At 63.8% G+C, this 23,377-nt stretch carries 18 protein-coding genes; 12 read left to right on the plus strand and 6 right to left on the minus strand.

All coding sequences use genetic code 11. The annotated features are described in order from the left end of the window. Positions 1-172: 172 nt before the first annotated feature. The 6 genes from AC25Y4_RS03435 to AC25Y4_RS03460 all read left to right on the plus strand — a co-directional run bounded on the left by AC25Y4_RS03435 (position 173) and on the right by AC25Y4_RS03460 (position 10,699). Entirely contained in the window at positions 173-1,405 is a 1,233-nt protein-coding gene (locus AC25Y4_RS03435; protein ID WP_488118966.1) for a sensor histidine kinase, read from the plus strand. Then, positions 1,402-2,049 (plus strand): response regulator transcription factor, encoded by a 648-nt coding sequence (locus AC25Y4_RS03440; RefSeq protein WP_488118967.1) that lies wholly within the window; start codon positions 1,402-1,404, stop codon positions 2,047-2,049. Before AC25Y4_RS03435 ends, AC25Y4_RS03440 begins: the two co-directional genes overlap by 4 nt. A gap of 140 nt (positions 2,050-2,189) precedes the next feature. Then, complete coding sequence (lanKC, locus tag AC25Y4_RS03445; RefSeq protein ID WP_488118968.1) at positions 2,190-4,895, plus strand: class III lanthionine synthetase LanKC; 2,706 nt, start codon at positions 2,190-2,192, stop codon at positions 4,893-4,895. Positions 4,896-4,901: 6 nt separating this feature from the next. Further along, on the plus strand, positions 4,902-5,024 hold the full coding sequence (locus AC25Y4_RS03450) for a class III lanthipeptide (protein WP_488118969.1): 123 nt from the start codon (positions 4,902-4,904) through the stop codon (positions 5,022-5,024). Between the two features lie 239 nt (positions 5,025-5,263). Then, positions 5,264-9,790 (plus strand): glycoside hydrolase family 97 N-terminal domain-containing protein, encoded by a 4,527-nt coding sequence (locus AC25Y4_RS03455; protein ID WP_488118970.1) that lies wholly within the window; start codon positions 5,264-5,266, stop codon positions 9,788-9,790. 48 nt (positions 9,791-9,838) lie between these two features. Continuing rightward, on the plus strand, positions 9,839-10,699 hold the full coding sequence (locus AC25Y4_RS03460) for an AI-2E family transporter (RefSeq protein WP_488118971.1): 861 nt from the start codon (positions 9,839-9,841) through the stop codon (positions 10,697-10,699). Here the strand turns inward: AC25Y4_RS03460 and AC25Y4_RS03465 are convergent. Then, positions 10,696-11,682, minus strand: coding sequence for a formylglycine-generating enzyme family protein (locus AC25Y4_RS03465; protein WP_488119516.1), 987 nt, complete (start codon positions 11,680-11,682; stop codon positions 10,696-10,698). The two genes, AC25Y4_RS03460 and AC25Y4_RS03465, sit on opposite strands and share 4 nt — an antisense overlap. Positions 11,683-11,839: 157 nt before the next feature. Here AC25Y4_RS03465 and AC25Y4_RS03470 point away from each other — a divergent pair, with 157 nt between their 5' ends. After that, a complete protein-coding gene (locus AC25Y4_RS03470) occupies positions 11,840-12,001 on the plus strand; it encodes a hypothetical protein (protein WP_488118972.1) in 162 nt (53 codons plus the stop codon). Between the two features lie 149 nt (positions 12,002-12,150). Here the strand turns inward: AC25Y4_RS03470 and AC25Y4_RS03475 are convergent, their stop codons facing one another. Then, complete coding sequence (locus AC25Y4_RS03475) at positions 12,151-14,511, minus strand: arylsulfatase (protein WP_488118973.1); 2,361 nt, start codon at positions 14,509-14,511, stop codon at positions 12,151-12,153. A gap of 239 nt (positions 14,512-14,750) precedes the next feature. Between AC25Y4_RS03475 and AC25Y4_RS03480 the strand changes: the two genes are divergently transcribed. Beyond that, a complete protein-coding gene (locus AC25Y4_RS03480) occupies positions 14,751-15,356 on the plus strand; it encodes an HdeD family acid-resistance protein (protein ID WP_488118974.1) in 606 nt (201 codons plus the stop codon). 126 nt (positions 15,357-15,482) lie between these two features. Here the strand turns inward: AC25Y4_RS03480 and AC25Y4_RS03485 are convergent, their stop codons facing one another. Next, positions 15,483-15,698, minus strand: a complete 216-nt coding sequence (locus AC25Y4_RS03485) for a hypothetical protein (protein ID WP_488118975.1) — start codon at positions 15,696-15,698, stop codon at positions 15,483-15,485. A gap of 513 nt (positions 15,699-16,211) precedes the next feature. Between AC25Y4_RS03485 and AC25Y4_RS03490 the strand changes: the two genes are divergently transcribed. Continuing rightward, positions 16,212-17,312 (plus strand): type I restriction endonuclease, encoded by a 1,101-nt coding sequence (locus AC25Y4_RS03490; protein WP_488118976.1) that lies wholly within the window; start codon positions 16,212-16,214, stop codon positions 17,310-17,312. Between the two features lie 76 nt (positions 17,313-17,388). On the opposite strand, the gene AC25Y4_RS03495 is transcribed toward AC25Y4_RS03490, so the two are convergent. Both AC25Y4_RS03495 and AC25Y4_RS03500 read right to left on the minus strand, forming a co-directional pair. Further along, positions 17,389-18,057 (minus strand): GAP family protein, encoded by a 669-nt coding sequence (locus tag AC25Y4_RS03495; protein ID WP_488118977.1) that lies wholly within the window; start codon positions 18,055-18,057, stop codon positions 17,389-17,391. 3 nt (positions 18,058-18,060) lie between these two features. Further along, positions 18,061-19,746 carry a SulP family inorganic anion transporter gene (locus AC25Y4_RS03500; RefSeq protein ID WP_488118978.1) on the minus strand — a complete coding sequence of 562 codons (1,686 nt, stop codon included), beginning with the start codon at positions 19,744-19,746 and terminating at the stop codon, positions 18,061-18,063. A gap of 187 nt (positions 19,747-19,933) precedes the next feature. On the opposite strand from AC25Y4_RS03500, the gene AC25Y4_RS03505 reads away from it, so the two are divergent. From AC25Y4_RS03505 to AC25Y4_RS03515, 3 genes are all read left to right on the plus strand, one after another. Then, positions 19,934-21,553, plus strand: coding sequence for a SulP family inorganic anion transporter (locus AC25Y4_RS03505; RefSeq protein ID WP_488118979.1), 1,620 nt, complete (start codon positions 19,934-19,936; stop codon positions 21,551-21,553). 176 nt (positions 21,554-21,729) lie between these two features. Next, positions 21,730-22,173, plus strand: a complete 444-nt coding sequence (locus AC25Y4_RS03510; RefSeq protein ID WP_488118980.1) for a DUF6325 family protein — start codon at positions 21,730-21,732, stop codon at positions 22,171-22,173. After that, on the plus strand, positions 22,173-22,568 hold the full coding sequence (locus AC25Y4_RS03515) for an SHOCT domain-containing protein (RefSeq protein ID WP_488118981.1): 396 nt from the start codon (positions 22,173-22,175) through the stop codon (positions 22,566-22,568). The genes AC25Y4_RS03510 and AC25Y4_RS03515 overlap by 1 nt, the downstream gene beginning before the upstream one ends. A 495-nt stretch (positions 22,569-23,063) precedes the next feature. Here AC25Y4_RS03515 and AC25Y4_RS03520 read toward each other — a convergent pair whose 3' ends face one another. Further along, the gene (locus AC25Y4_RS03520; protein ID WP_488118982.1) at positions 23,064-23,267 is read right to left on the minus strand and encodes a hypothetical protein; all 204 of its coding nucleotides are present in this window, start codon (positions 23,265-23,267) and stop codon (positions 23,064-23,066) included. Positions 23,268-23,377: the final 110 nt, after the last annotated feature.

Genomic DNA, 23,377 nt, shown 5'->3' on the forward strand with positions numbered 1-23,377 from the left:
TGCACGGCGCGGGATAACAGTGGGCACTCGGGGTGCTTCCGTGCCGCACGTCGTTTGGAGAGGATTAAACTCCCGTTCGTCTGCCGCGGGCACCGCTTGGATAGCCTGAAAGAGCAATCCCCAACTTGTGACGCTCACCGCCAGGAGCATCCCTACACAGACACGAGACTCTATGGCTTCCCGCACCTCGGGCCCAATGATCCAACGCCTGCCTCTGCCCGACTGGGCGTGGGCAATGATCTTCGGCGTCACATCCATCGGCTATTTCCTGATCACCATCGCGACAGGAACGAGCTTCTTCGAGGCGAACGGCGGGCCTACCGTCAGCGCAGAGAGCGTGTGGGGGAGCGTCGCCGTCTTCGGCCTGCAGGCAGTGCCGCTCATCTGGCGCAGCTGGTTGCCGGTGCTGAGCTTTGTGCTCGTGTTCACGTGTTTCTTAATCGCGATCGCAATTTCGATCGACCGTAACCTCACCGTCACCCCGACACTCCTCTTCGCGATGTTCAATGTCACGGCTCTCACCTCGTGGCGAACCTGGAGTGTTGTGCTGGGCGCCGCATTCGTCGTCGATTTCACCATCCATCTCACCCTCGCTTGGGTGAGCATCGGGGCGCTGCCGCCCGTTGCGATTCTGGCGACGCTCATCCGTATAGTGCCGTCGTACGTGACGGCGATTCTTGCCGGTCTGCTCTACGGATCGCAGCGCCGGCGGGCCGAGCTTGCCGCCCAGGCGGGCTCCGCCATAACCAAGGCCCGCGACGGGCAGCTTGCCGCGGCCGTCGCCGAAGAACGCAACCGCATGGCGCGGGAACTCCACGACGTGGCGGCGCACCACCTGTCCGGCATCCTGCTGCAGACGAAAGCGGCGATCCGGGTGCAGACATCAGACCCGGTTACAACCGCGGAGTTGCTCGAGTCGATCAACAGCGAGGGTGAGCTCACCCTTCAGAACCTTCGCGAGGTCGTCGGCGTACTTCGAGAAGAAAGAGAGATCGGCACCGTGCCAGAGCCGACCCTCAGTCGCTTGCCCGACCTCATCGAATCGGTGCGCGCCCTGCACCCGACGATCGATCTCGTCGTCGAAGGAGACATCGATGACCTCTCGCCCGCGACGTCGCTGGCCTGCTACCGGATTATCCAGGAGTCGTTGACCAACGCGCGCAAACATGCGTCGGGCGCCTACGTGACCATCCACATCGATCGCACCGCGCGCGATGTCGTAGTCAGGGTGTCCAACTCGGCGCCCGCGCTCGCCTCCGCTCCAACCGCCGATCCCGGCTATGGAATGGTCGGCATGCGCGAGCGCGCCACCATGCTCGGCGGTAGCCTCGACAGCGGCCTCACCCTCGACGGCGGTTGGCAGACCCGCGCCGTCATCCCTATAGAACGGCGCTCCATCGTATGATTCGAGTTCTCATCGTCGACGACCAACTTCTCGTGCGGCGCGGCCTGCGCGTATTGCTTGACGACTTCCCAGGCATCGAGGTGGTGGCCGAAGCCGCGTCTGGCCCTGAGGCGATCCAGCTGGTGAACGACGTGAAGCCCGACGTGGTGATTATGGACATCCGCATGCCAGAGGGCGACGGAATCGCGGCTACCCGTGCAATCGCAACCAGCCCAGAGCCGGTGCCGGTAATCGTGATCACGACCTTTGACCTCGACGACTACGTGTTCGGTGCGCTCGAAGCTGGGGCCGTCGGCTTCCTCCTGAAGAACACCGGACCCGAAGAACTTGCCGCCGCCGTGCGCGCTGCCGCCCGCGGCGACGGCCTGGTCTCGCCCGCCGTCACCCGGCGCGTGCTCGCCGAGTTTGCCCGGCGCCGACGCTCGCCCGTTGCCACCGATGCCGTCACCGGCGTGCTCACCGCGCGCGAACTGGACATTGTCCGAGCCCTTGGACACGGAAATACCAATGCGCAGATCGGCGAGCTGCTACACCTCGAGTCGGGAACAGTGAAGGCGCACCTGTCGCGCATCATGGGCAAGCTCGTCGTGCAGAGCCGCGTGCAACTCGTGATCTGGGCCTTCCGCAACGGCATCTCGTCATAAGGGCGTGCCGAACGACATAGGGCGAATAGTAACTTTCGGCAGGCGCGCTGCACCTCTGCAATTCGGAGACTTGTAACGCGAAGCTGCGCCGGCCGATTCGGGCGAGCCGGGGGCTGAGGCACCGTCGAGAGGCTCCCTACGTGGATACGACCTACCTGCGCTTTGCCCGAATCGACCCGTACTTCTACGAGACGCCTGCCCGCGGTTCTGTGGAGCAACGACACGACACCTTTATGCCAGACGCACAGAGCGACTGGAACGGATGGCGCCGCGACGTCGACAATGACTGGTCGGGTTGGCGCCCTCACCATTCGGCACTTCCCGAGCAGGGCTGGAAGATCCACGTGGCGGCGACACCCGCAGGGGCAGCCGAAATCCTGCGGCTCGTAACGGGCTACTGCAACGCACACTCTCTTACCTTTAAATACGCACCTTCAGCCGACGCCCTCGTCGGACGCAACTCGAAAGACGCCGACCGCGCAGGATCGGGCAAATTCATCACGGTCTACCCGCGGGACGAGCGCCAGTTGCGCGAAACGCTGCTCGGCCTTGACGATCTCGTGGGCGGAATGCCCGGCCCATACATCCTCTCCGACCTGCGGTACAACGAAGGCCCTCTCTACGTGCGCTACGGCGCCTTTGCCCGTCTCTACACGCGCGGCGAAGACGGTGAGGACGTGCTCGCCATCCGCACCCCAAAGGGATCGCTCGTGGAAGACCAGCGCTCGGCGGGGTTCACGCCACCGCCCTGGGTCGAGCTGCCGCCGTTTCTCGCCGAGCAGCTCGAGGCACTCGGCGCGGAGGACGCCCCAGACGGGTTCCCGTTCAACATCACCCGCGTGCTGCACTTCTCCAACGCGGGCGGCGTGTACGAGGCTACGGATGCCACGGGTGACACGGTCATTCTGAAGGAGGCGCGACCGCACTCGGGTCTCACCCCCGACGGCCGGGACGCCGTCACCCGTCTTGCAGACGAGGAGGACCGCCTGCGCGCACTAGCCGGTCCGTCAGTTGTCGGCGTCCGCGCATCCGTCGACCTGCATGGCCATCGCTTTCTTGCTCTCGACCTCGTCGACGGCGACAGCCTCAACAGCGCGGTTGTGAGGCGGTGCCCTGCGATCCGGGCGAACGCGACAGCGGCCGACTACCTCGAATATCGGCAGTGGGCGCTCGACGTGGCCGCGCAGACGCAGCAGGCGCTCGAGGGGGTGCACGCGGCGGGGTACGTGCACGGCGACGTTCACCCCGGCAATGTGTTGGTGACAGGTGAGGGCCGCGTTGTGCTGCTCGACTTCGAGATGGCCCAGCGGGTCGCCGACGCCGGGCGCGTGCTCATCGGAGCTCCGGGTTTCGTCGCGCCGTCGCACGCCGATCCCTCAACACGTGGGGGCGTCGGCGCCGACAGGTACGCGCTTGCCTGCCTCAAGCTGTTCCTCTTTGTTCCTCTCACGTCGCTGCTCGCACTCGACCCACTCAAGGCGGACGAGCTGCTGGAGTTCGCGCTCGACGGGTACGCGCTCGACGAGGCGTGGATCGATGAGATCCGGCAAGATCTGGGGATGCCGGGACGGGAGTCGCTTGCCGGCCGCAGCGTGCTGGTACGAGACGCCGACACGGCGATCCGCGACTGGCGCACCGACAGTGAAGACGCCATCCTCGCGCTGCAGGTGATGATCGGCCGGTCACTCGACGCGAGCGCCGATTTCTCTCGCGGCGACCGCGCCTGGCCAGGCGATCCGCGTCAGTTTGCGGAGAACGGCTACGGGCTTGCCCACGGCGCAGCCGGAGTGATTCACGCGCTCGAGTCGACCAGTCTCGCCGTCGATCCGCAGGCGGTCGACTGGCTGCGCGCGGCAGTCGACTCGCCGAAGGCGCGGCCCGGACTTTACGACGGCCTCGCAGGAGCTGCCTGGCTGAACAGGCGGATCGGAAACGACAACCTGGCGGATGCTCTGATCGAACGGATTCTCGCCGTCGATTTCGATCAGCTCGGCCCCGACCTCTACGGCGGGCTTGCAGGCATCGGTCTCTACCTGCTCAGCGAGGCAGAGCAGGGCGACTCGTTCGATCACGACCTTAATCACGAGCTCGATCACGAGCTTGCCCGCGTCGCCGTGCTGCTGCGTGGGCATCACGACCGTCGCCCGCCGTTGCGGGCCGACGATGCGGAGCCGAGTGTGCGCGCGGGTCGCGGCGGTCTGATGTGGGGAGCGACCGGTACGGCGCTGTTCGCCTTGCGGCTCTATCAGCGCACGGCCAATCCTGAACACCTGCAGCTGGCCGAAGACGCGCTCGACTACGATCTGGCGCACTGCACCTTCGCCGCAGACGGTTCACTGCAGGTAAACGAAGGATGGCGGCTGATGCCGTACCTGGCCACCGGCTCAACGGGCATCGGTCTCGTCGCGGCCGCGCTCGTTTCCCACGTTGCCGAGCCCCAGCGCTACCTGGACGCGCTCGACGGCATCACGGCCGCCGCGTGCGCGCCGTTCGCGATCGAGCCGGGACTGTTCTACGGACGCGCGGGACTCATCCACTTCTTGGTCGCGATATCGCGCGCTGGGCTGTCCACCGCCGAGTCCGATACGGCACTCGCCAACCACGTCTCAGCCCTGCAACTGCACGCCATCCGACACAGCACCGGTATTGCCTTCCCTGGCCAGGGCCTGCTGCGGTTGTCGTGCGACCTGGCCACCGGCGCAGCCGGCATCCTGACCGCGCTTCAGGCCTATGGCCTGAGCGTCTACGACGGCGACCGCGACGGCTGGCCGCATCTGCTGCCGTTACTCAGCCTGACTGCGAACCTCCACGCAGTTTCCGACCCGACGTCGCAGCGGAGGAGGTGAAACCACATGCGCTACCTCCTCACGCTCCAGAAGCTCGACGAGAACTCCAGCAGCCAGCACCGCAACCAGCTCGCGAGCACGTTCAGTCTGACCGTCTGCATCAGCACCACCTCGCAGGTGCTCTGCTAGTCGGATGACGCGCAGGCTGGTGAGAGGATCTCACCGCTCATCAGCCTGCCCTTGATCGGAATGTGAACGGGTATCAGGCGTCATCGCCTCATCCTTCAGCCGTGTGACGTCATTCTCCCTCTCGACGCCGACTGTTCATCCCGCAGAGTGGACTGCTTTAGCGCCGGGTCGTTGCGGCTTCATGCCCGCTGACCAGCCTTTTCGTCGAACCTTCCTATTCACGGCGAGAGGACATTCCAGTGGCACATCAACCAACCAAACGACGACGAGGGATACCGATCGGCAGCGCCTCGGCGGCGGCCGTCGTTGTCGCCTTGGTCGCGGGGGCCGTCGGCAGCGGTTTCCTGGCCCACGCCGAGACGCCTCTGGCCGGGGCAGGTACCGAGGCTGAGCCCTACCTCATCGGCTCGACAGAGGAGTTCTCCGCCTTCATCGCGGCCGCCAACGCCGACACGGCCGGCACCGGCGCGGCATCGGCGCGCTACACGCTCACCTCGGATATCGAACTCACCGCCCCGGTGAAGATGATCGACAGTTTCGCGGGAACGCTCGACGGAGGCGGACACACCGTGTTCGGCCTCTCGGTCGATTTCGCGGGATCGAAGGCGTACGCCAGTTCAGCTGGCAAGGACAAGTCCGCAGCGCTCATCAATGCCAACAGCGGCACGGTCACGAAGATCGGATTCAGCAGTGTCAGCATCACCGGCACCGCGGCGTCTGAGTCGGAAACGACGAAGACCAAGAAGGCCGCGGTGGTGGCGAACAACCGAGGCACCATCGACCAGGTCTATGTGAACGGTTCGATCGCCGGCGGCTGGCGCACCGGCGGTATTGTGGCCGACAACCTCTCCGGGGGAACCATCCAGAACAGCTACTTTCTCGGATCGGTGTCCGGAGGGTGGGAGACCGGCGGCATTGCTGCCCGCAACGACAACACCGGCACTCAGCGCATCACGAACGTCTACGCCGACGCCACCGTGACGACCTTGAACCGCAACATCGGTCTGATCAGCGGCTACAGCTACAGCACCGCGACCATCACCGGCGCGGTGGCACTCAACGGCTCGGTGACACAGCCGAGCGGCCAGTCCGCCAGCAACATCGGCCGGGTCAACGGCCAGAACAACACGACCGTCGCCGGCCGTGGCGCCACGTACTCCAATAACCTCGCGCTCAACACCATGTTGCTCAGCGGAGCAACGGTCACGGGCGGTGCGGGCAACAACCGGCAAGGACTCGACGCAACGGCCGCGGAACTCACGCAGCAGGCCACCTACGAGGGTATCGGCTGGGACTTCGCGAATACCTGGACCATGAATACGACGGCTCAGCGTCCCCAGCTCACCGCTGTCACGGAGAAGACCGTCCCCGACGCGCCGACCGAGCCGACTGAGCCGACCGAGCCGGGCGAGCCGGGCGACCCCGGATCCAGCGACCTCAGCTCGCACACCCAGATCTCGAGCCCTGATGGCCAGACCGTCGCCACCGTGTCAACCGATGCCTCTGGCACCCTCGGCTACACGATCTCCCAGGGTGGCACGATCGCCGTGCGCGACTCCGCGCTTGGGCTTGTGGTCGACGGTACCGACTGGGGCGCCGGCGTCACGCTCGGAACCGCGGTCACCTCATCCGTTGATGAGTCGTACCCGTTGATGGGCTTCCATGACACCGGCCGCGACCACCACAACGCCAGCGTGATCCCGATCGTTCCCAGGGGCAACACCGGCCAGAGCCTGGTCTCGGTCGAGTTCCGCGTCTTCGATACCGGTATCGCCGTTCGATACGTTCTCGACCCCTCGCTCGCCGGCAAAATGGTGACCAGGGAGAATACAACGTTCTCGTTCGATCCAGCCTCCGTGCTCAACTATCAGGTCACGACTCCGAGCACCATCGACGACCTGCAGAACTCTTTCAGCCGCAACACCTTCGCTCAGGCCGGCTCGCAGAGCATCACCGTACTGCCCACGGTCGAAATCGCCGGCGGCGGATTCGCCAACGTCACCGAAGCGGACATCCGCGACTGGCCGGCGATCGCCCTCCGCACCACCAGCGGCGGCGATCTGTCGACCTACTACTGGGCTACCGACAACGGTCAGGGCACCTTCGCAGTGAACCCGGCGACCCTGCACTCGCCGTTCCGTGTCATCACGATCGCGGCCGACCTCACGGGTCTGACCAACTCCGACATCATCACCTCGGTGAACGCGCCCATCGATCAGAGTGTGTTCCCGGGCGGCGATACCAGCTGGATCCGCCCTGGTACCAACTCCTGGTCGACCCTTTCGACCGGCGACCAGACTTTCACCGGCATCCAGTCGCTGATCGACTCTGCGTCGGAGGCCGGCATCTCGGGTGTTCTCATCGAGGGCAACCTGTCGAACGCGTCATGGGGTTCCACCACGACCGAGCGTTTTGCGAAGATCGCGGAACTGGCAGCACGGGGCAAGGCGAAGGCCTTCCCTGTCGACGTCTGGCTGTGGACTGATTTCGACAGTGGCGCAGGCGCTGACTCCAGCTTCATCGACGGCATCCGCTACACCAGTGGGAGCCCCTACCCGCAGCGCAGCCTGCAGAACCCTGATTTCCGCGCGGCCTACCTGGAACTGTCGGCGGCCAGCGGAATCGCGGGACTCAAGATCGACCACACCTTCGACGAGACCGAGACCAAGGTCAACTTCTTCGGTGACGCGGCGAAAGACGCGGCGGCTCTCAAGCTGATGGTGATCTACCACAACCCCCTCGAGCCCACCGGCTTGAACCGCACCTACCCGAACGAGCTCGGCCGTGAGGCCATCAAGGGCCTGCAGTCCGGGTACAACGCGAACCAGGACGTGATCGCACCATTCACCCGCCTTGTGGCTGGGCCGGCCGACTACACACCGTTCCTCCTCTCAGGCTCGGGCGGCAACGTCACCTGGTCGCACCAGCTCGCCTCGACGGTCATCTACTCGATGCCGTTCCTGCAGTTGTCGGAGCGCCCGTCCTACCTCGCTCCTGGGGGGCAGTACCACAACCTCGTCGGCGACGTGGTGCGAAACCTGCCCACCACGTGGCAGCGCAGCTGGATTCTGCCGCAGAGCACGATCGGCAGCCTCGCCGGGGTAGTGCGGCAGACCGCAGACGGCGAGTACTGGATCGCGGTGGCCGCTGGCACGACCGCTCCGGGCACGCTCTCGATTCCGCTGGACTTCCTGCCCGCTGGCACGACCTACAACGCCGACGTCTACACCGACAAGGCTGTGGGAACCACAATGACCCGAACCACCACAACGGTGGACGGATCGACGGTGTTGACGCCTGCACTCACCTCTGGTGGAGGCTTCCTCGTTCGGATCACCACTGAGGCGATCAACAACCCGATGAACGACGGCTCCAACGGGCCGTTTGCGATCGCGACCGAGGCCGACCTGGCGCTCATTGGGCAGCATCCGTCTGCCACCTTCACCCTCACGGAGGACATCACCCTGACGAAGCCCTGGACCCCGGTCCCGACTTTCGAGGGAACCATCGAGGGCCGGGGGCACAAGATCATCGGCCTCACGGTCGAAGGTTCTGCGTCGAAGGCGTTCATCATGAACAACTCAGGCACGATCCGTCAGCTCGGATTCCTTGACGCCACCTCGGAGGTCACCGGGCCCTACGCGCAGACGACCCGGGTTGCCGTGGTGACCGTCACGAACAACGGTCTCATCGACGAGGTGTTTGTCTCCGGTGCGGTGGTCTCCGGCGGTTGGCGCACGGCGCCCATCGCGGCGGAGAACAACGGCCAGGTCACCAACAGCTACACCGTTGATGCGAAGGTCACGTCCAACTGGGAGGCCGGCGCTCTCACCGGTTGGAACTCCGCGGCGAGTGTTCTCCGCAACAACTACGTGGCCGGTGCCACAGTGAAGGCGGACGTGCAGAACGGTGGCATCCTCACCGGATACGGCTATACCGGCACAAAGTTCATCGGCAACGTGGTGGTCAGCGGTTCGGTGCAGACCGTCAACTCGCCGCGAGGCCGCATCGTGGCGCGGGAAAATAGCACACCGACCTACACCGACAACCTGTCGCTAGACACTGCCACCGTGAACGGGGCTGCCATCACCGACGGCACCTCCACGAACAGAAACGGTGCCAACCGTACTGCGGCCGAGCTCGCGCAGCAGGTGACCTACGACGCTATCGGTTGGGACTTCGCAGCGATCTGGAGCTTTGATGCTGAGCGTGGCCGACCGGTGCTGAGAGCAGTGTCGGAGACTCCAGAAGCTCCGGAGCCTCCGGTGTCCGCGATCTCACAGGGGCTCCAGGTGGTGCTGTCGCAGGTGGATCCCGGCGAGCCGGGCGAGTTCATCTGGAACGTCGACGGGAACAACTCCCTGGTCGACTTCGGCACCGCGGTCGCGAACGGCGACCACTTCGCCGCCACGGGCGCGATCAACCCGATTCGAGTCACCGACACTCGGGCGCGGACGGCAGGGTGGTCGATCTCAGCGCAGACGACTGACTTTACCTTCGGCAGCCAGAAGCCATCGTTCTCGGGCAAGTACCTCGGCTGGACGCCGAAGCTTGTCGAGGCGGGCGGCGATGCGGTGGCCGGAGCAGCGGTGGCCTCCGGGTTCGGAGGGGGCAACGGCCTCTCGGTCTCCTCGACACTCGGATATGCCTCGTCGGGCCATGCAGTCGGCTCAGCAAAGCTGGGCGCAGATCTTGATCTGCGATTCCCGATCGATGTCGCCGGCGGCACCTACCGGGCGACACTCACCCTGACCGCGCTCGGCTAACAGCCACCGTCCGTAGCAGCGCAGTCCTCACACAACACGGCGCCCCCGATGAATTTCGGGGGCGCCGTGTTCCGTTGTGCTCGGCTGTGGCGGGTTCGCCGTGCGATGCTGCTCATCGTGGCATCCGCTCAATTCATCAAATTGTTGCCCGATTACGTCGACGAGTTCACGGGAGTGGCCGACGATCTCGTTGCCGCGCTCGGCTCGATCGGCTTCCATCCCGACACCGCCGCCGGCGCCTTCAGTTGGCTCACGCCTGAGGTGCTGATCAACGCGGCCTACGCTGTCGCGGACTCGGTGCTTGGCCTGGCAACCGCGTTCTTTTTCGTGCTGGCCTACGTCATTTTCATGGCAGCGGATGCGGCGTCGCTCGGCCGTCGTGGAATCGGCTTTGCCCCGCGCGCCGGCGTGATTGCCGAGCGTTACTTCGGTGGAGTGCGCCGCTACTACGTGGTGAATGCGAGCTTCGGACTCGTCGTCGCTGTGGTCGACGGCCTGCTGCTCTGGTGGCTGGGTATTCCCATTCCCATCGTGTGGGCGGTGCTCGCGTTCGTCACCAACTTCATCCCCAACATCGGCTTCGTGATCGGCGTGATCCCGCCGGCGTTGTTCGCGCTCGTGATCGGCGGTTGGCCGCTCGCGCTGCTCGTGGTTCTCGCCTACAGCGTTGTGAACGTGGTGCTGCAGGTGATGGTGCAGCCCAAGTTCGTGAGCGACGCCGTTGGCCTGAGCATGACGCTGACCTTCTTCAGTGTGGTGTTCTGGACACTCGTGATCGGCCCGATCGGCCCGATCGGCTCGATCCTCTGCATTCCGCTGACGCTGCTGGTGCGGGCCTTGCTGCTGGAACCCGACCCGCACGCCAAGAACCTGCGTGCGCTGAGCGGGGACACTGCGCCGATGAGCTAGCGCGCGCAGCGAAAACCGATGTGCGTCGTGGCGGTGTCGTCGGCCTGCGGCGAGCGTGCTGCTGGGCGGTAACGCAGGCAATATTCGGGCGCGCACAGGTGCGAACCGCCTTTGAGTACGCGGCGGGGGATCGCGGATCCGGGCTCGGCAGACGCGGCCGCTTGCGCTGCCCTAGCGGCCTCCTCCGCGCCGCTGGTGCTCGTGCGGCCGGAGGAGCTCGGGCCACAGGCGCAGGCATCTCCGCAGCCAGTGGCCGCGGCATCCGGAACCTGCAAAAGATTGGGGCGAGCGGATGCCGGTGGCACATGCCTTTCGGTGTATATGTCGCTCGTCCACTCCCACACGTTGCCGATGCAGTCGAGCAGGCCGTAGCCGTTCGGCGGAAAGGTGCCGACGGGCGCCGTGCCCACCCAACCAGCCGCGCCCGTGTTGTTGTAGGGAAAATTGCCCTGCCAGGTGTCGGCCATGAGCACGCCGTCAGGACGCACCTCGCTACCCCAGGCGAAGGTGGCGCCGTCGAGTCCGCCGCGGGCAGCGAACTCCCACTCGGCCTCGGTGGGCAGGCGTTTGCCGACCCACGCCGCGTAGGCGCTGGCATCTTCGAACGAAACCTGAACGACTGGATGCTCGTCGCGGCCGTCGATTGAGGAGTTCTGGCCGAAGGGGTGACGCCAACTGGCCCCCTCGCCCCACGCCCACCATTGGCGCCAGTCGCCCAGGTTCACGGGGCCGCGCGTCGGAGTGAAAACGAGCCCGCCGGGGGAGTAGCCGCTGATGTCTGCGCCGGGAAAGTCTGCAGGGTCGAGTGGGCGCTCGGCCACCGTCACGTACCCCGTTGCCTCAACGAATGCAGCGAACTGAGCGTTGGTCACCGGATGCAGGTCGAGCTCGAACGGAGCGACCGTTCGCGCGTGAACTGGCCCTTCTTCGGGGTAGAAGTCGGTCGACCCCATTCGAAAAGTGCCACCGGCAATCTTGACCATCGCGCTTGTCTCGCTCACGCTTCGAGCTTAGGGGCGCACCCGCAGAGCCGCCAGCGCCGAGAAGACGCACATGGCTCCGCCGACGTGGTGCACGACCCAGTCCGATCTATCTGGGGCTGGGACACATGTCACCGGGTAAGTACCGCAGACTGAGGGTGTGATTGACGAGAACCTGGACAGCACCGACCTGTGTGATGGCCCGCCGTGCCCGGCGTGTGGTGTGGAGATGCAACCCGATGGTGTCGACACCGTTGAGGGGCTTGAGTCCTGTCATCGTTGCCCGCGCTGCAAGCTGGTTCTTGTTGTTCCCGGCTACTGAGCCGGACGCCGGAATGGCGAACAGATCGGCGTCGAACACCTCGCGGTGCTCGACGCCGATCCCGACAGCGCCTCCGAGCAGGAACTCATGACGCGAAGCCGCGAGTACCTGAAGAGCAGCGCTCCGAGGGATTCTTGCAGTGATAACGGCTATTGCTTGAGCATGGCGACTGCAAGTTTGTGTTCGTCCTCGATGAGATGGGAGTGGTCGTCCTCGCCGAGGTCGATGCGCACCCAGTCGAGTGTTCCGGTGAAACCGTTGCCGGTGGCAGCGTAATCGGGTGAGACTGGAGAGGCGAGGTCGGCTCCGACGTCGACGGTCTCGTCGAAACTGAACTGGTACGGGATCGTCTTCTCTATGCGCCCCTCACCGAGCTGCTGGTCGCCGGCGAAGAGGGTGACCAGTCCGCCCTTCGCGACTCCGCCACCGTCGTAGGCGAAGTGTGCGCGCAGTTCCTGCTCGCCGGTCGGCACATCTACGTCCGAATGGATCACCGTCACGTCAATACCGAGCAGGCTGTAGGCGAAGGCGAGCTTTCCTTCGTGTGCGTAGAACGACCAGCCACCGTACGCGCCGCCCTGGGCGATGAGCACACCGTCGGCGCCTGCGTCCGGGACTGTGGTACTCGCGGTGACGGTCCACGACTTGTTCTTAATGTTGATCGTGGTGTTCTCGCTGAGCCGTTTCATGCCCGGGTAGAACTTCTGGCTGTCGCTGACGATCAGTTGCGGCCGCCCCGCGATGTCGGGGTTCATCCGCTCTGCGGAGCGAATGTCCAGTGGCAACACGTTGAACCGGGCGGCCTGAATCAGGAAGAGCTGCTGCAGGTGGGCTAGCTTTTCCGGCTCCGCGGCAGCGAGGTCGTTGGACTGCGTCCAGTCCTCGTCGACGTTGTAGAGCTCCCAGACGTCGCCGTCGAGTCCATGGGTTGACCCCTCCCACGGGTTTTTGTGCTTGGCGACGGCCGTCCACCCCTTGTGGAAGATCGCGCGGTTCCCAAGCATCTCGAAGTACTGGGTGGTGTGCCGTTCATCGGCATCCGCGCCGGTCTCGGCGAATGTGTAGTTCATCGGTGTGCCCTCGTATGGACGTTGCGTTACGCCGTTCACCGCGGAAGGCTCTGGGATACCGGCTGCTTCGAGCACCGTTGGAGCGACGTCGATGACGTGGCTGAACTGATTTCGGATGCCGCCTTTCTCCACGCCGCCGTTCGGCCAGCTAACGATGGTGCCGTTGCGGGTACCGCCCCAGTGGCTGGCGACCTGCTTCGTCCACTGATACGGGGTGTCCATGGCGTGAGCCCACCCAACCGCGTAGTGGTTGTACGAGCGGGGCGTGCCGATGTCATTGATGTGGTCGGCGACATACTGCTCGGTCTCGATGTCGTTCATGTGGTTGATCGTGAAGCCCTCGTTGGTCGTACCGTGCATCGACCCTTCGGCGCTGGCGCCGTTGTCGCCGATGATCACATAGACGAGGGTGTCATCGAGAATGCCAAGTTCTTCGTACGCGTCAAGTAGGCGTCCAACGTGATGGTCGGCGTACGCGAGGAACCCTGCGTAGACCTCCATCTGGCGGGCCAGGGCGGGTTTGATGAGATCGCTCATCTCGTCCCAAGCGGGAATACCCGCACTGCGTTCGGTGAGCACGGAGTCGGGCGCGATTACCCCGAGCTTGAGCTGGCGGGCGAAGGTCTCCTTGCGTACCTCATCCCAGCCTTGATCGAACTGTCCTTTGTACTTGTCGGCCCACTCCGTGGGTACGTGGTGCGGTGCGTGAGTAGCGCCCGGCGCGAAGTAGGTGAAGAACGGCACGTCGGGAACGAGCGACTTTTGCGCCCGCGTCCACGCGATGGCCTTGTCGGTCATGTCGCCCATGAAGTGGTAACCCTCTTCAGGCGTACCCCATGGCTCGACGGGCACGGTGTTCTCATACAGTGCGGGATACCACTGGTTGGTCTCGCCACCGATGAATCCGTAGAAGTACTCGAACCCATTGCCGGGGCTCGGCCAACCGCCGAACGGGCCGATCTCACTTGCCTGCCAGACCGGCACTTCATGGCATTTGCCGAACTGCGAGGTGTTGTACCCGTTGAGCTTCAGCGTCTCTGCCAAAGGAGCGCAACTGTTCGGCCGTAGCGAGTTGTAGCCGGGCGCGGACGTTGCGATCTCGGTGATACCGCCCATCCCCACCGTGTGGTGATTGCGGCCGCTTAACAGGGCCGCACGGGTCGGCGAGCACAGAGCCGTGGTGTGGAACCGCGTGTACTTCAGGCCCGCCGCCGCCACACGCTCGAAATTCGGCGTCTGCACCGGACCGCCGAAAGCGCTTGAGGCTCCGAATCCGGTGTCATCAATCAGAACGACCAGGACGTTGGGCGCTCCCGCAGGCGGCCGGATCGGCTGAATCGGCGGGTAATGAGTGTCAGGATCGGTGGCATCGTAAGTGACCGTGCCGGTGTAGGCAAGGTCAGGGATGGGAAGACTGGAACGCTGCGGATAAGTCGACATTGACACTCCCGAGTTTCACGGCGGCCAGGCCAGGTCGCCTCCTGCCGGAAGCCTACGAGATCAGCGAGATTCTGTCAGCACGTCGGTGGGTATCCTCCTCGCGTCCGCGCGCCGTAGGCAGTGATTCGCCACCAAAATGCCTGCGATCAGTGAGTTGTCTCAAAAGTGTTGTGGCGCGGGAGCCAATCTGGGAATAGCCTGAGTGCACACTTGATCACCGTTGCTGCAGGAGGTAACAGATGTCCACATCATCCGGTTCGACGCTCGGCGGCTTCTCGCTCGACGCAGCTGAACTCACTAAGTCCGCTGTCAACAGCATCCGTATTGCGCTGGGCGTCAGTGGGGTTGTCGCCCTCATCATTGGCCTCTTGATCACATTCCAGCCGCAGACGGCGGCCGCGACTATCGCCGTGCTGTTGGGCATCTACTTCATCGTCGCCGGTCTCGCGTACATCGGCCTCGGCATTTTCTCGCGGGGGATCTCTGGGGGGACCAGGGCGCTGAACATCATCCTCGGTGTCCTCTTCGTTATTGGTGCAGTCCTGGCATTCGCCAACCTGTCTGGCACGGTGGTGTTCCTCGCCGTCTTCCTCGGAATCCTGGTCGGCATTCTGTGGATCGTCGAGGGCGTGGCGACTCTTGTGCAGCTCGGCGACTCGGCATCGAGAGGCTGGAATCTCTTCTTTGCGATCATCAGCATCCTCGCCGGCATCGTGCTGCTGTTCGCGCCGGTGTGGGGCGCTCAACTGCTCTTCCTGCTGACCGGTATTGCGCTGATCATCTTGGGCATCGTGCAGATCGTCCGCGCGTTCACGTTCGGGCGCGGCATCACCGCCACAGTCTGACCCTCATCCCCTTATCCAACGGAAACGACGTTTCGACCATCTTGGTGTCACCGTCGCAGGCCTCGTGACGACGTACTTCTTCGGGCTGGGTCATGGGGCCGTGGCATGTCAACGCCCGTGGAATTCCTAGTTCGTGGTTATCTCAGAACCGAAGTCGAGCTCTGAGGCAGCGATTCGGAGGGCCGTGGCGAAGGCCTCTCTGTAGTTGCCGAGGGGGAAAGGGATCGGCTGCTCGTGGAGGAGGGGCGCTGCCGCCGCGGTGAGTTCGGGGGCGAGAACCTTAAACGATGGCGTGTGGCAAATGACGATGCCGTCAGGGTTGAGTTCGAGGATTTCACGCACCCGTGACGGGGCGCTGATTTTGAGTGCTCGGCGCCGGTCACCGGAGCTCAGATGGTTTACCGGGAAAGGCGCTAGGTCGATAAGCCAAACACCGTCGTCCCGAAGTCGACTGAGGAGCGGGGCGCGATCTTGGCCAGTGTGAAGCTTCTCGCCGTAGAGTCCGAGGGCGACTCCGCGGAATAGGTTGTCGGCGCGGCTGACCGTTGGTGCATAGAAGAATCGTCGTTCCGCCTCGGTCGCGATTGGATTAGGTGCTGACTCTGCAACAAGGAGGAGCCGGACTTTGACGGGAGGCGCTCATACCAGGCGCCGTCAGGGTGGATTTGGAAGTTGGCAGGAGCGGCATCGTTGAGCACGCCCCGATCGTAACGGTATCAGCGCGTGCAGATGACCGATGGTGGGGGTGTGGTGGATTCCTGCCGCGCAACAACTGAGGCGCGGTGACGCGCGTCGTCCAGGTAGCGAGTCCGCGTTCAAGTATTGTGCGAACAGGACATTCAGATTAGGGGAATCATGGAATTTGCGGAACTACTGTCGGCAATGTCGCTCAAGGTGCGAAACCAGCGCGACGCCATTCAAACCGAAGAGGGAACCAAGAACGCGTTCGTGATGCCGTTCATCTCGACCATCCTTGGTTACGACGTCTTCAACCCGCTCGAAGTAGTGCCAGAATTCACCGCCGATGTTGGCATCAAAAAGGGTGAAAAGATCGACTACGCCATCATGCGCGATGGTGAAGTGCAGATGTTGATGGAATGCAAGAAGTCGACGGAACCTCTGAAAATCGAGAATGCGTCACAGCTGTACCGGTATTTCGCAGTCACGAACGCTCGAATTGCCGTACTGACTAATGGCCAGGTTTATCAGTTCTACACGGACTTAGATGCGCCCAATCGTATGGACGCTAAGCCTTTCCTCGTTTTGGACCTGCTCGATATTGACGACACTCTCATCCCCGAGTTGCGCAAGCTTACGAAGGATGTTTTTGACCTCGACTCCATCATCAACGCCGCCGGTGAGCTGAAGTACGTTGGTCAGATCAAGCGAACAATCGCGGCCCAGTTCAAGGAACCGGAAGACGAATGGATCCGATTCTTCACTTCACGGGTATACGAAGGTTCGCTCACGCAAAAGGTGAGAGAGCAGTTCGCTCCGCTCGTCACTAAGGCAACCAGCCAGTTCCTCAACGATCAGGTTAACGACCGGTTGAAGACGGCCCTCGGCGGGACGAATTTTGCGATCGATGACGTTGAAACTGAATCGGGTGGCGTCACGAGTCAGGCAGCAGCCGAAGACGACCTGGACAGAGATACCGAACTCGACACGACTCTTGAAGAGCTGGAGGGCTACCAGATCGTCAAGGCAATCGCCTGCAGCGAAGTTAAACCCCAGCGGGTCGTTCACCGTGATTCCAAGTCGTATTTTGCGATTCTCTTGGACGACAACAATCGCAAGCCGATAGCGCGCCTTCACTTCAACGGGAAGAAGCAGAAGTATCTCGGTCTGTTTGATGACCAAAAAGTCGAGACTCGGCATCCGATCGAGAACCTTGACGACATCTATCAGCACGCTGCGAGAATCAGGGAATCAGTCAAGACCTACACCCTCCAGTAAGTGACCGAGGATCAACTGCCGTGAGACTCGGCTACTGATCTGCAAGTCGGGTTGGGTTTTCTGCTGCCGCTTCAGTTCAGAAGCTGCCGAGGCCCTTGCCGATCAGCACCACGCCGAGCACCAGCAGCAGCAGTGCCATCACGACCGCGTTCTCTCGCGTGAGCCACGTGCGCATCGCGTCCAGCGGGCCCGCCATTTGCTTGGACGCCACCAGATAGGCGATCACCGGCACGGCAACGGATGCCGCGGCAATGGCCGTGAAGACGACGATGACGATGGTGGCCTCGCCCACGGCCAGGCCGCTCCCGCCGATGATGACGCCGGCGCCAATGCTCATCAACAGGTTCTTGGGGTTGATCGCAGCGAGTGCGAAGCCGAGTCCGAGGCCCCTTGCCGGAGTCATCGTGTCGATGGCTTTCATCCAGCCCGGCAGCTTCGGCGCTTCGTCCCGCTTCGGGCGCCCTCTCCACTGCCTGACGGCGAGCAGGAGGAGCAGCAGGCCCAGGATGATTTTGATCGTCCCTGCCACCGGCTTCGAGCCACTGTCAGGCTCAGGCAGTACCGACGAGAGCAGCGTGAAAATCGTTACCGCAACGACGATGCCCACAACCCAGCCGATCATGAACCCGACGCTCGTTCGCTTCGCTCGCGGTGAGAGCAGCATCAGGATCGCCGCGATGATCGGGATCGGGCTGATGGTGATACCGAGGGCCAGGCTCAGGATGTCTCCGATGACTGCGGCCATGTTTTATCCCTTTCCAGGGTCTGTGGTGTCGAGAACAGGGCTGGGAACCGGAGCGCCGAGAGCCGCGACCGCCTCTCGATTGGTGTCAAAGACGCGTTCGTCGCCCAGAACGCCGAGCGCAGTCATACGGTCGCGCGCGTCCGCTCTCATTCGGCTGAAGCTCACCTCGATGTCGCGGTCGCGCAGCCACTCCAGCAGGGTCGTGAAGCTCTCGGCCCCGGTGACATCCACATCGGTGATGGCCTCCATGTCGATGACGATATGTCGTACCTGGTTGGCGGGTACCGCAGTGACCGACTTCTTTACAGCGGATGCGAAGACAGAGCCGTTCGCGAAGAACAACGGCGCAGCCAAGCGGATGACGATGATCCCTGGCGCGGTCAGCGTTCCCCGCGGCGCTTCGACCAGCAGCGAATCCGTCGGATTGTCGTTGGCGGCCAACACGTCGATGGCCGGGTTGGCTGCACGTTTCGCGAGATTAATCAGCGCGAGCACGAACGCGACGAGGATGCCGGGGATAGACCCGACGAACAGCGTGACCAGGAAGCAGACGAGGCCGATGACGAATTCGAACTTGTCGAGGTGCCAGAGTCGACGGAACTCTGCGATCCCGAGCAGCGGCACGATGGCGACGGCGACGATGGCGCCGATGGCGGGGGAGGGAATGTCTTCCAGCAGGGCGGTGCCGAAGAGCAGCAGCAGGAGAGTGCCGACCGCAGTGATGATGGCGGGCAGCTGGGTGCGGGAGCCCGCCTGGTCCATCGCCGCCGTGCGCGACGTCGATGACCCGACAGCGAAGCCGCCGGAGGCCCCGGCCGCGACGTTCGCAACGCCAAAGGCGAACAGGTCGCGGTTCGGGCTGGTGTGGTAGCCGCGCTTGTCGCCGTAGCTGCGGGAGACGAGCAGGCCCTCTGCCGTCGCCACGAGTGTGAGTGCGATGGCCGACGGGATGAGTGCGAGCCACATGGACCACTCAAGCACCGGCCAGCCGAAGGTGGGCGGGCCGGCGTCCACCGGTCCGAGTACGGCGACGCCCTCATCCTCCAGGCCGGTCGTCACGACCACGACGGTAGCGACGATGAGCACGACAAGTGCCCACGGTATGGCTCTGGCAATGCGCCGTCCGAGGAGAAGAACGGCGACCGCCGCTGCGGCGATGACGATGGAGAAGCCGTTGGCCGTGGTGAGACCGGTGACAAGGGCAGTGACCTTCGCGACGAACTCACCTCCCGAATCGATCTTCACGCCCAGCATCTTCGCGACCTGGCTGACCAGGATGTCGAGGGCAAGGCCTCCCACGAACCCGATCAGGATTGGACGGGAGAGAAAGTTCGCCAGGAATCCGAGCTTGAAGAACGCGCACAACAGAAACAGCACGCCGCAGATGATGGCCTGGGCGAGTGCGAGGGTGAGGTAATCGGCACTGCCGGCCACGGCGAGGCCGCCGATCGACGATGCCACGAGTGCGGCTGCCGCGGCATCCGGTGATGCCACCAACTGTCGCGACGACACGGTGAGCGCATAGACGATCGCCGGAACGATGAGCGCATACAAACCGGCCGTTGGCGGGAGTCCCGCAATCTGCGAGTAGCCGATGTTGAGGGGAATCGCGATGGCCAGCAAGGTGACCCCGGCTGTCGTTTCGCGCACCAGATTCCGGCGATTCAAGCCGGCGAGAGGTCGCTGCACGTGCTCCCCGTTCTGTGTGGGAATCAAGCTGGGTGGAAATCAAGCTGTGGGGGACGCGAGCGACCAGCGTTGGATCTGACTAACACTTGTCAGGTAGACCCGCTGGTGAGCATGATAATTGCACTGCAGCAAGGTATCTGGCAAGGTCCGAGGTGGTGACGGTGGATTGACCGGGGTCGGGGGCACCATGGCGCGAACGGGAACCGTGGCGAGACGCGCCTGGTTCTTCCCCACGCTGAGCACCTACCAGCGCGCGTGGCTGCGGCCCGACATCACCGCCGGAATCGCGGCAGGAGCGGTGATCATTCCCCAGGCGATGGCCTATGCCACCATCGCGAACCTGCCGGTGCAGGTCGGCCTGTATACGTGCATGGTGCCGATGATCGTCTACGCCATGCTCGGCGGCTCCCGCGCGATGAGCGTGTCGACGACATCGACGATCGCCACGCTCACGGCAACGACGCTGGTGACCGGCAGCGTGGCCGCCGACTCTGACGATCCCATTGGCAGCGTGACGACGCTCACCCTGCTGGTCGGCCTGATCCTCGTGATCGCCAGGGCGCTGAAGCTCGGCGCGCTCGTCGAGAACATCAGCAGGGCCACCATCGTCGGGATCCAGATCGGCGTCGGTTCCACTGTCGCCGTCGGTCAACTCCCGAAGATGCTCGGGGTCGACACCAACTTCACCGGGCACGGGTTCATCCGCTCCATCGTTGCGGTGGTGGAGGCACTGCCGGGAATCAACTGGGCGACCACGCTGCTGTCGGTGGCCACCTTGTTGATTCTCGTTGCCGGCAAGAGATACCTGCCGCGGATTCCGGCCCAGCTGATTGTCGTCGCCGTCGGTATCCTGCTGGTCGCCTTCACCGGGCTGGATGCCGCAGGCGTCGATCTCATCGATCCGATTCCGGCCGGGCTGCCGCTGCCAGCACTGCCGTCGCTCGACGGCATCGCGCAGCTGATACCCGGCGCGCTGGCCATCGCCATCATGGCGTTCCTCGAGACGGCGGCCGTCGCGCGCGGCATCCGCTCGCCGGGGGACACCCAGATCGACAGCAACCGGGAACTATTGGCGGCCGGCGCGGCCAGCGTTGCCGGCTCGTTCTTCCAGACGCTTCCGGCGGCGGGCGGCTTCTCGCAAAGCGCGGTGAACCAGTCAGCCGGCGCCAAGTCGCAGCTGGCGACACTGGTGACGGTTGCGCTTGCCGTGCTCGTTGCCCTCTTTCTCGGCCCTGTGCTCAGCCTGCTGCCACAGGCGACACTCGCGGCCATGGTGTTCGTCGCGGTCATTGGGCTGATCGACGTTCGTGCGCTGGTGAGATATGCGCGCATCAGCCGCCCGGAGTTCTGGGTCGCGGCGCTGACGGCCTTCATGGGGCTGACCGTCGGGTTGCTGGCCGCCGTGGCCGTTGGGGTGGCCACGACCTTCGCGCTTGTGCTCCACGAGCTGAACCGCGTGCGGGTCGTTGCCGGTGAGCGTCGCGGCTCCACCCAGGTCGTGGTGATCGAGGGCTCTGTTTACACGGCGAACGTTTTGGAGAATGAGCAGGCCGTCATAGCCCTGGTTGAAGCGGATGCCGGGATCGCCACCGTGGTGCTCGATCTCTCCCGGATGATGGCCACGTCGCTCATGGTTCTTGACGCGCTTGCAGACCTAGACAGGGAGCTGTCCGATCGCGGGATTGAGCTGAGGATTGCCGCGCTTCCCGACGGCGCCACTCTTATGGCCGACAAGACCGAGTGGTACAGCACGCTCCGCCGGGACGGCCGGGCGTTTGCCAGCGTGCAGTTGGCTGTGGCTGGCTGAGAAACGTCGACCTGCAGTAGCAACCTATGCCAGGCAATTGCAGTTGCGAAAGGGCCGCGTGAACGAGCGGGGCTGGACGCGCCAAAAACATCCCCGCCTTCGTGAGCCGGGTGTACTGTGCGAAAAAATCGTCGACATCGGTGTCGACGGGTTCAAGACTGTGATGGGTGGCAGCAATGACTGATTTTGAATACGGGCCTGTCGAGCTGGTGCTTGCGGGCTTCGAGGGTGATGAACCGAACCCCGGTGTCATAAGTGCGGTGATGGATCTCGTCGAAGCCGGAACCGTCCGACTCCTTGACCTGGTCTTTATAGCGCGATCGGAGGCAGGCGATCTCACCTTCGTCGAGGTCGACGAAGCGCCGGCGACGTTTGGCGTGGCCGGCATCGAACTCTCTGCGCGCGGGATGGCCGGGGACGAAGACGTGGCTGAACTGGGTGAATCGCTGCCGCCTGGCACATCTGCGCTGCTTCTCGTGGTTGAACTGACGTGGGCAAAGAAGCTCGCGTCGCGTCTGGCGGATGCCGGTGGCTTCGTGATCGACGCCAAGCGCATTCCCGCCCCCATCGTCAATGCGGCACTGGCCGAGGCCGAAGCCGATTCTGAAAGGACCCACTGATGCCAATCTTCAGGAGAGGGGGCCGGCCAGGCCTCATCGGAATGGCCGCGCGCACCGCGGTGGTTGCCGGCACAGCGACCGCCGTTGCCGGAGGGGTATCCCGGCACCAACAGAACAAGGCGAACGAGCAGGCAGAGGCTCAGCAGTACGAGCAGCAGCAACAGGCAGAAGCGGCGCAGGCCCAGGCAGAGCAGGCGCAGGCCCAGGCCGCCCAGCAGGCTCAAGCCCAGCAGGCTCAAGCCCAGCAAGCTCAAGCGCAGCCGGCGGCTGACGCGGGCGGAGCGCCGGGTTCCACCATGGTCGAGGAGATCCAGCGACTCGCGACCATGCACCAGCAGGGAATCCTGAGCGACGAGGAGTTCGCTGCCGCGAAGAGCAAGATGCTCTCCACCTAGCGACGGCGCTCAACACGCACCACGCTTCACGCTTGACGTGAACACGAACGTGCGCTTGAAAGGGATGACCGAGCCACCGGCGGTCATCCCTTTCGCGTGCCTGCGCGCCTTCCTGGGAGCACAGCGCGTATTGGCCGTCCAGACGCGTGTCACCATTGCGCGACGTGTCGTGAATACAGCACGTGTCGCCAATACAGGATGGGCGATACGAAATGAGCGAATTCGTCCTGTATTCGACGACATATCGCCGATTCGTCATGCTTTCGATACTGGTTTCGAGCAGTGGCACCGCTGCGCGACATCATGGTGGATGCACAAACTCCAATTTCGACTAGCCGTCGAGTCTGGGCGCGCGGTTTTCCCTCAGGCGCGCGCTTTATCGCGCGCCTGAGGGAAAACCCCGCGCCCAGCTTAAATCGCGACCGTCATCGCCTTCGAGACGACGGCTCCTTCCTCGCTGTCTCCTCAACCAACTCAACTAACGGCTTCGCGGTTTCAGGGCTGCGCGCGAACCTCCGTGATGTCGATTCCGAGATCGGCCACGCGCGCGAGAAGCTCATGCAGTTGTGCCTGGTCGCGAATATCGCCGGTCAGGAGTGTGCTGTCTGCAGCCAGTTCAACGGCATGCAGCTCGTAGAACGCTTCGCGGATCGTGTCCGAAAGCGCGCAGGCGATCCTGATCTCGTACCGGGTGGACATGGTGGTGCTCCTGCTTCAGAGTGGTCCTGTCTCGCCACTGTGCGCCGCCGTGCGCCATCGCGCATCCCCTGATCCGGGCGACTTCATTGCCGACTTCATTGCCGACTTCA

It is taken from the genome of Leifsonia sp. Y878 (assembly GCF_057669685.1).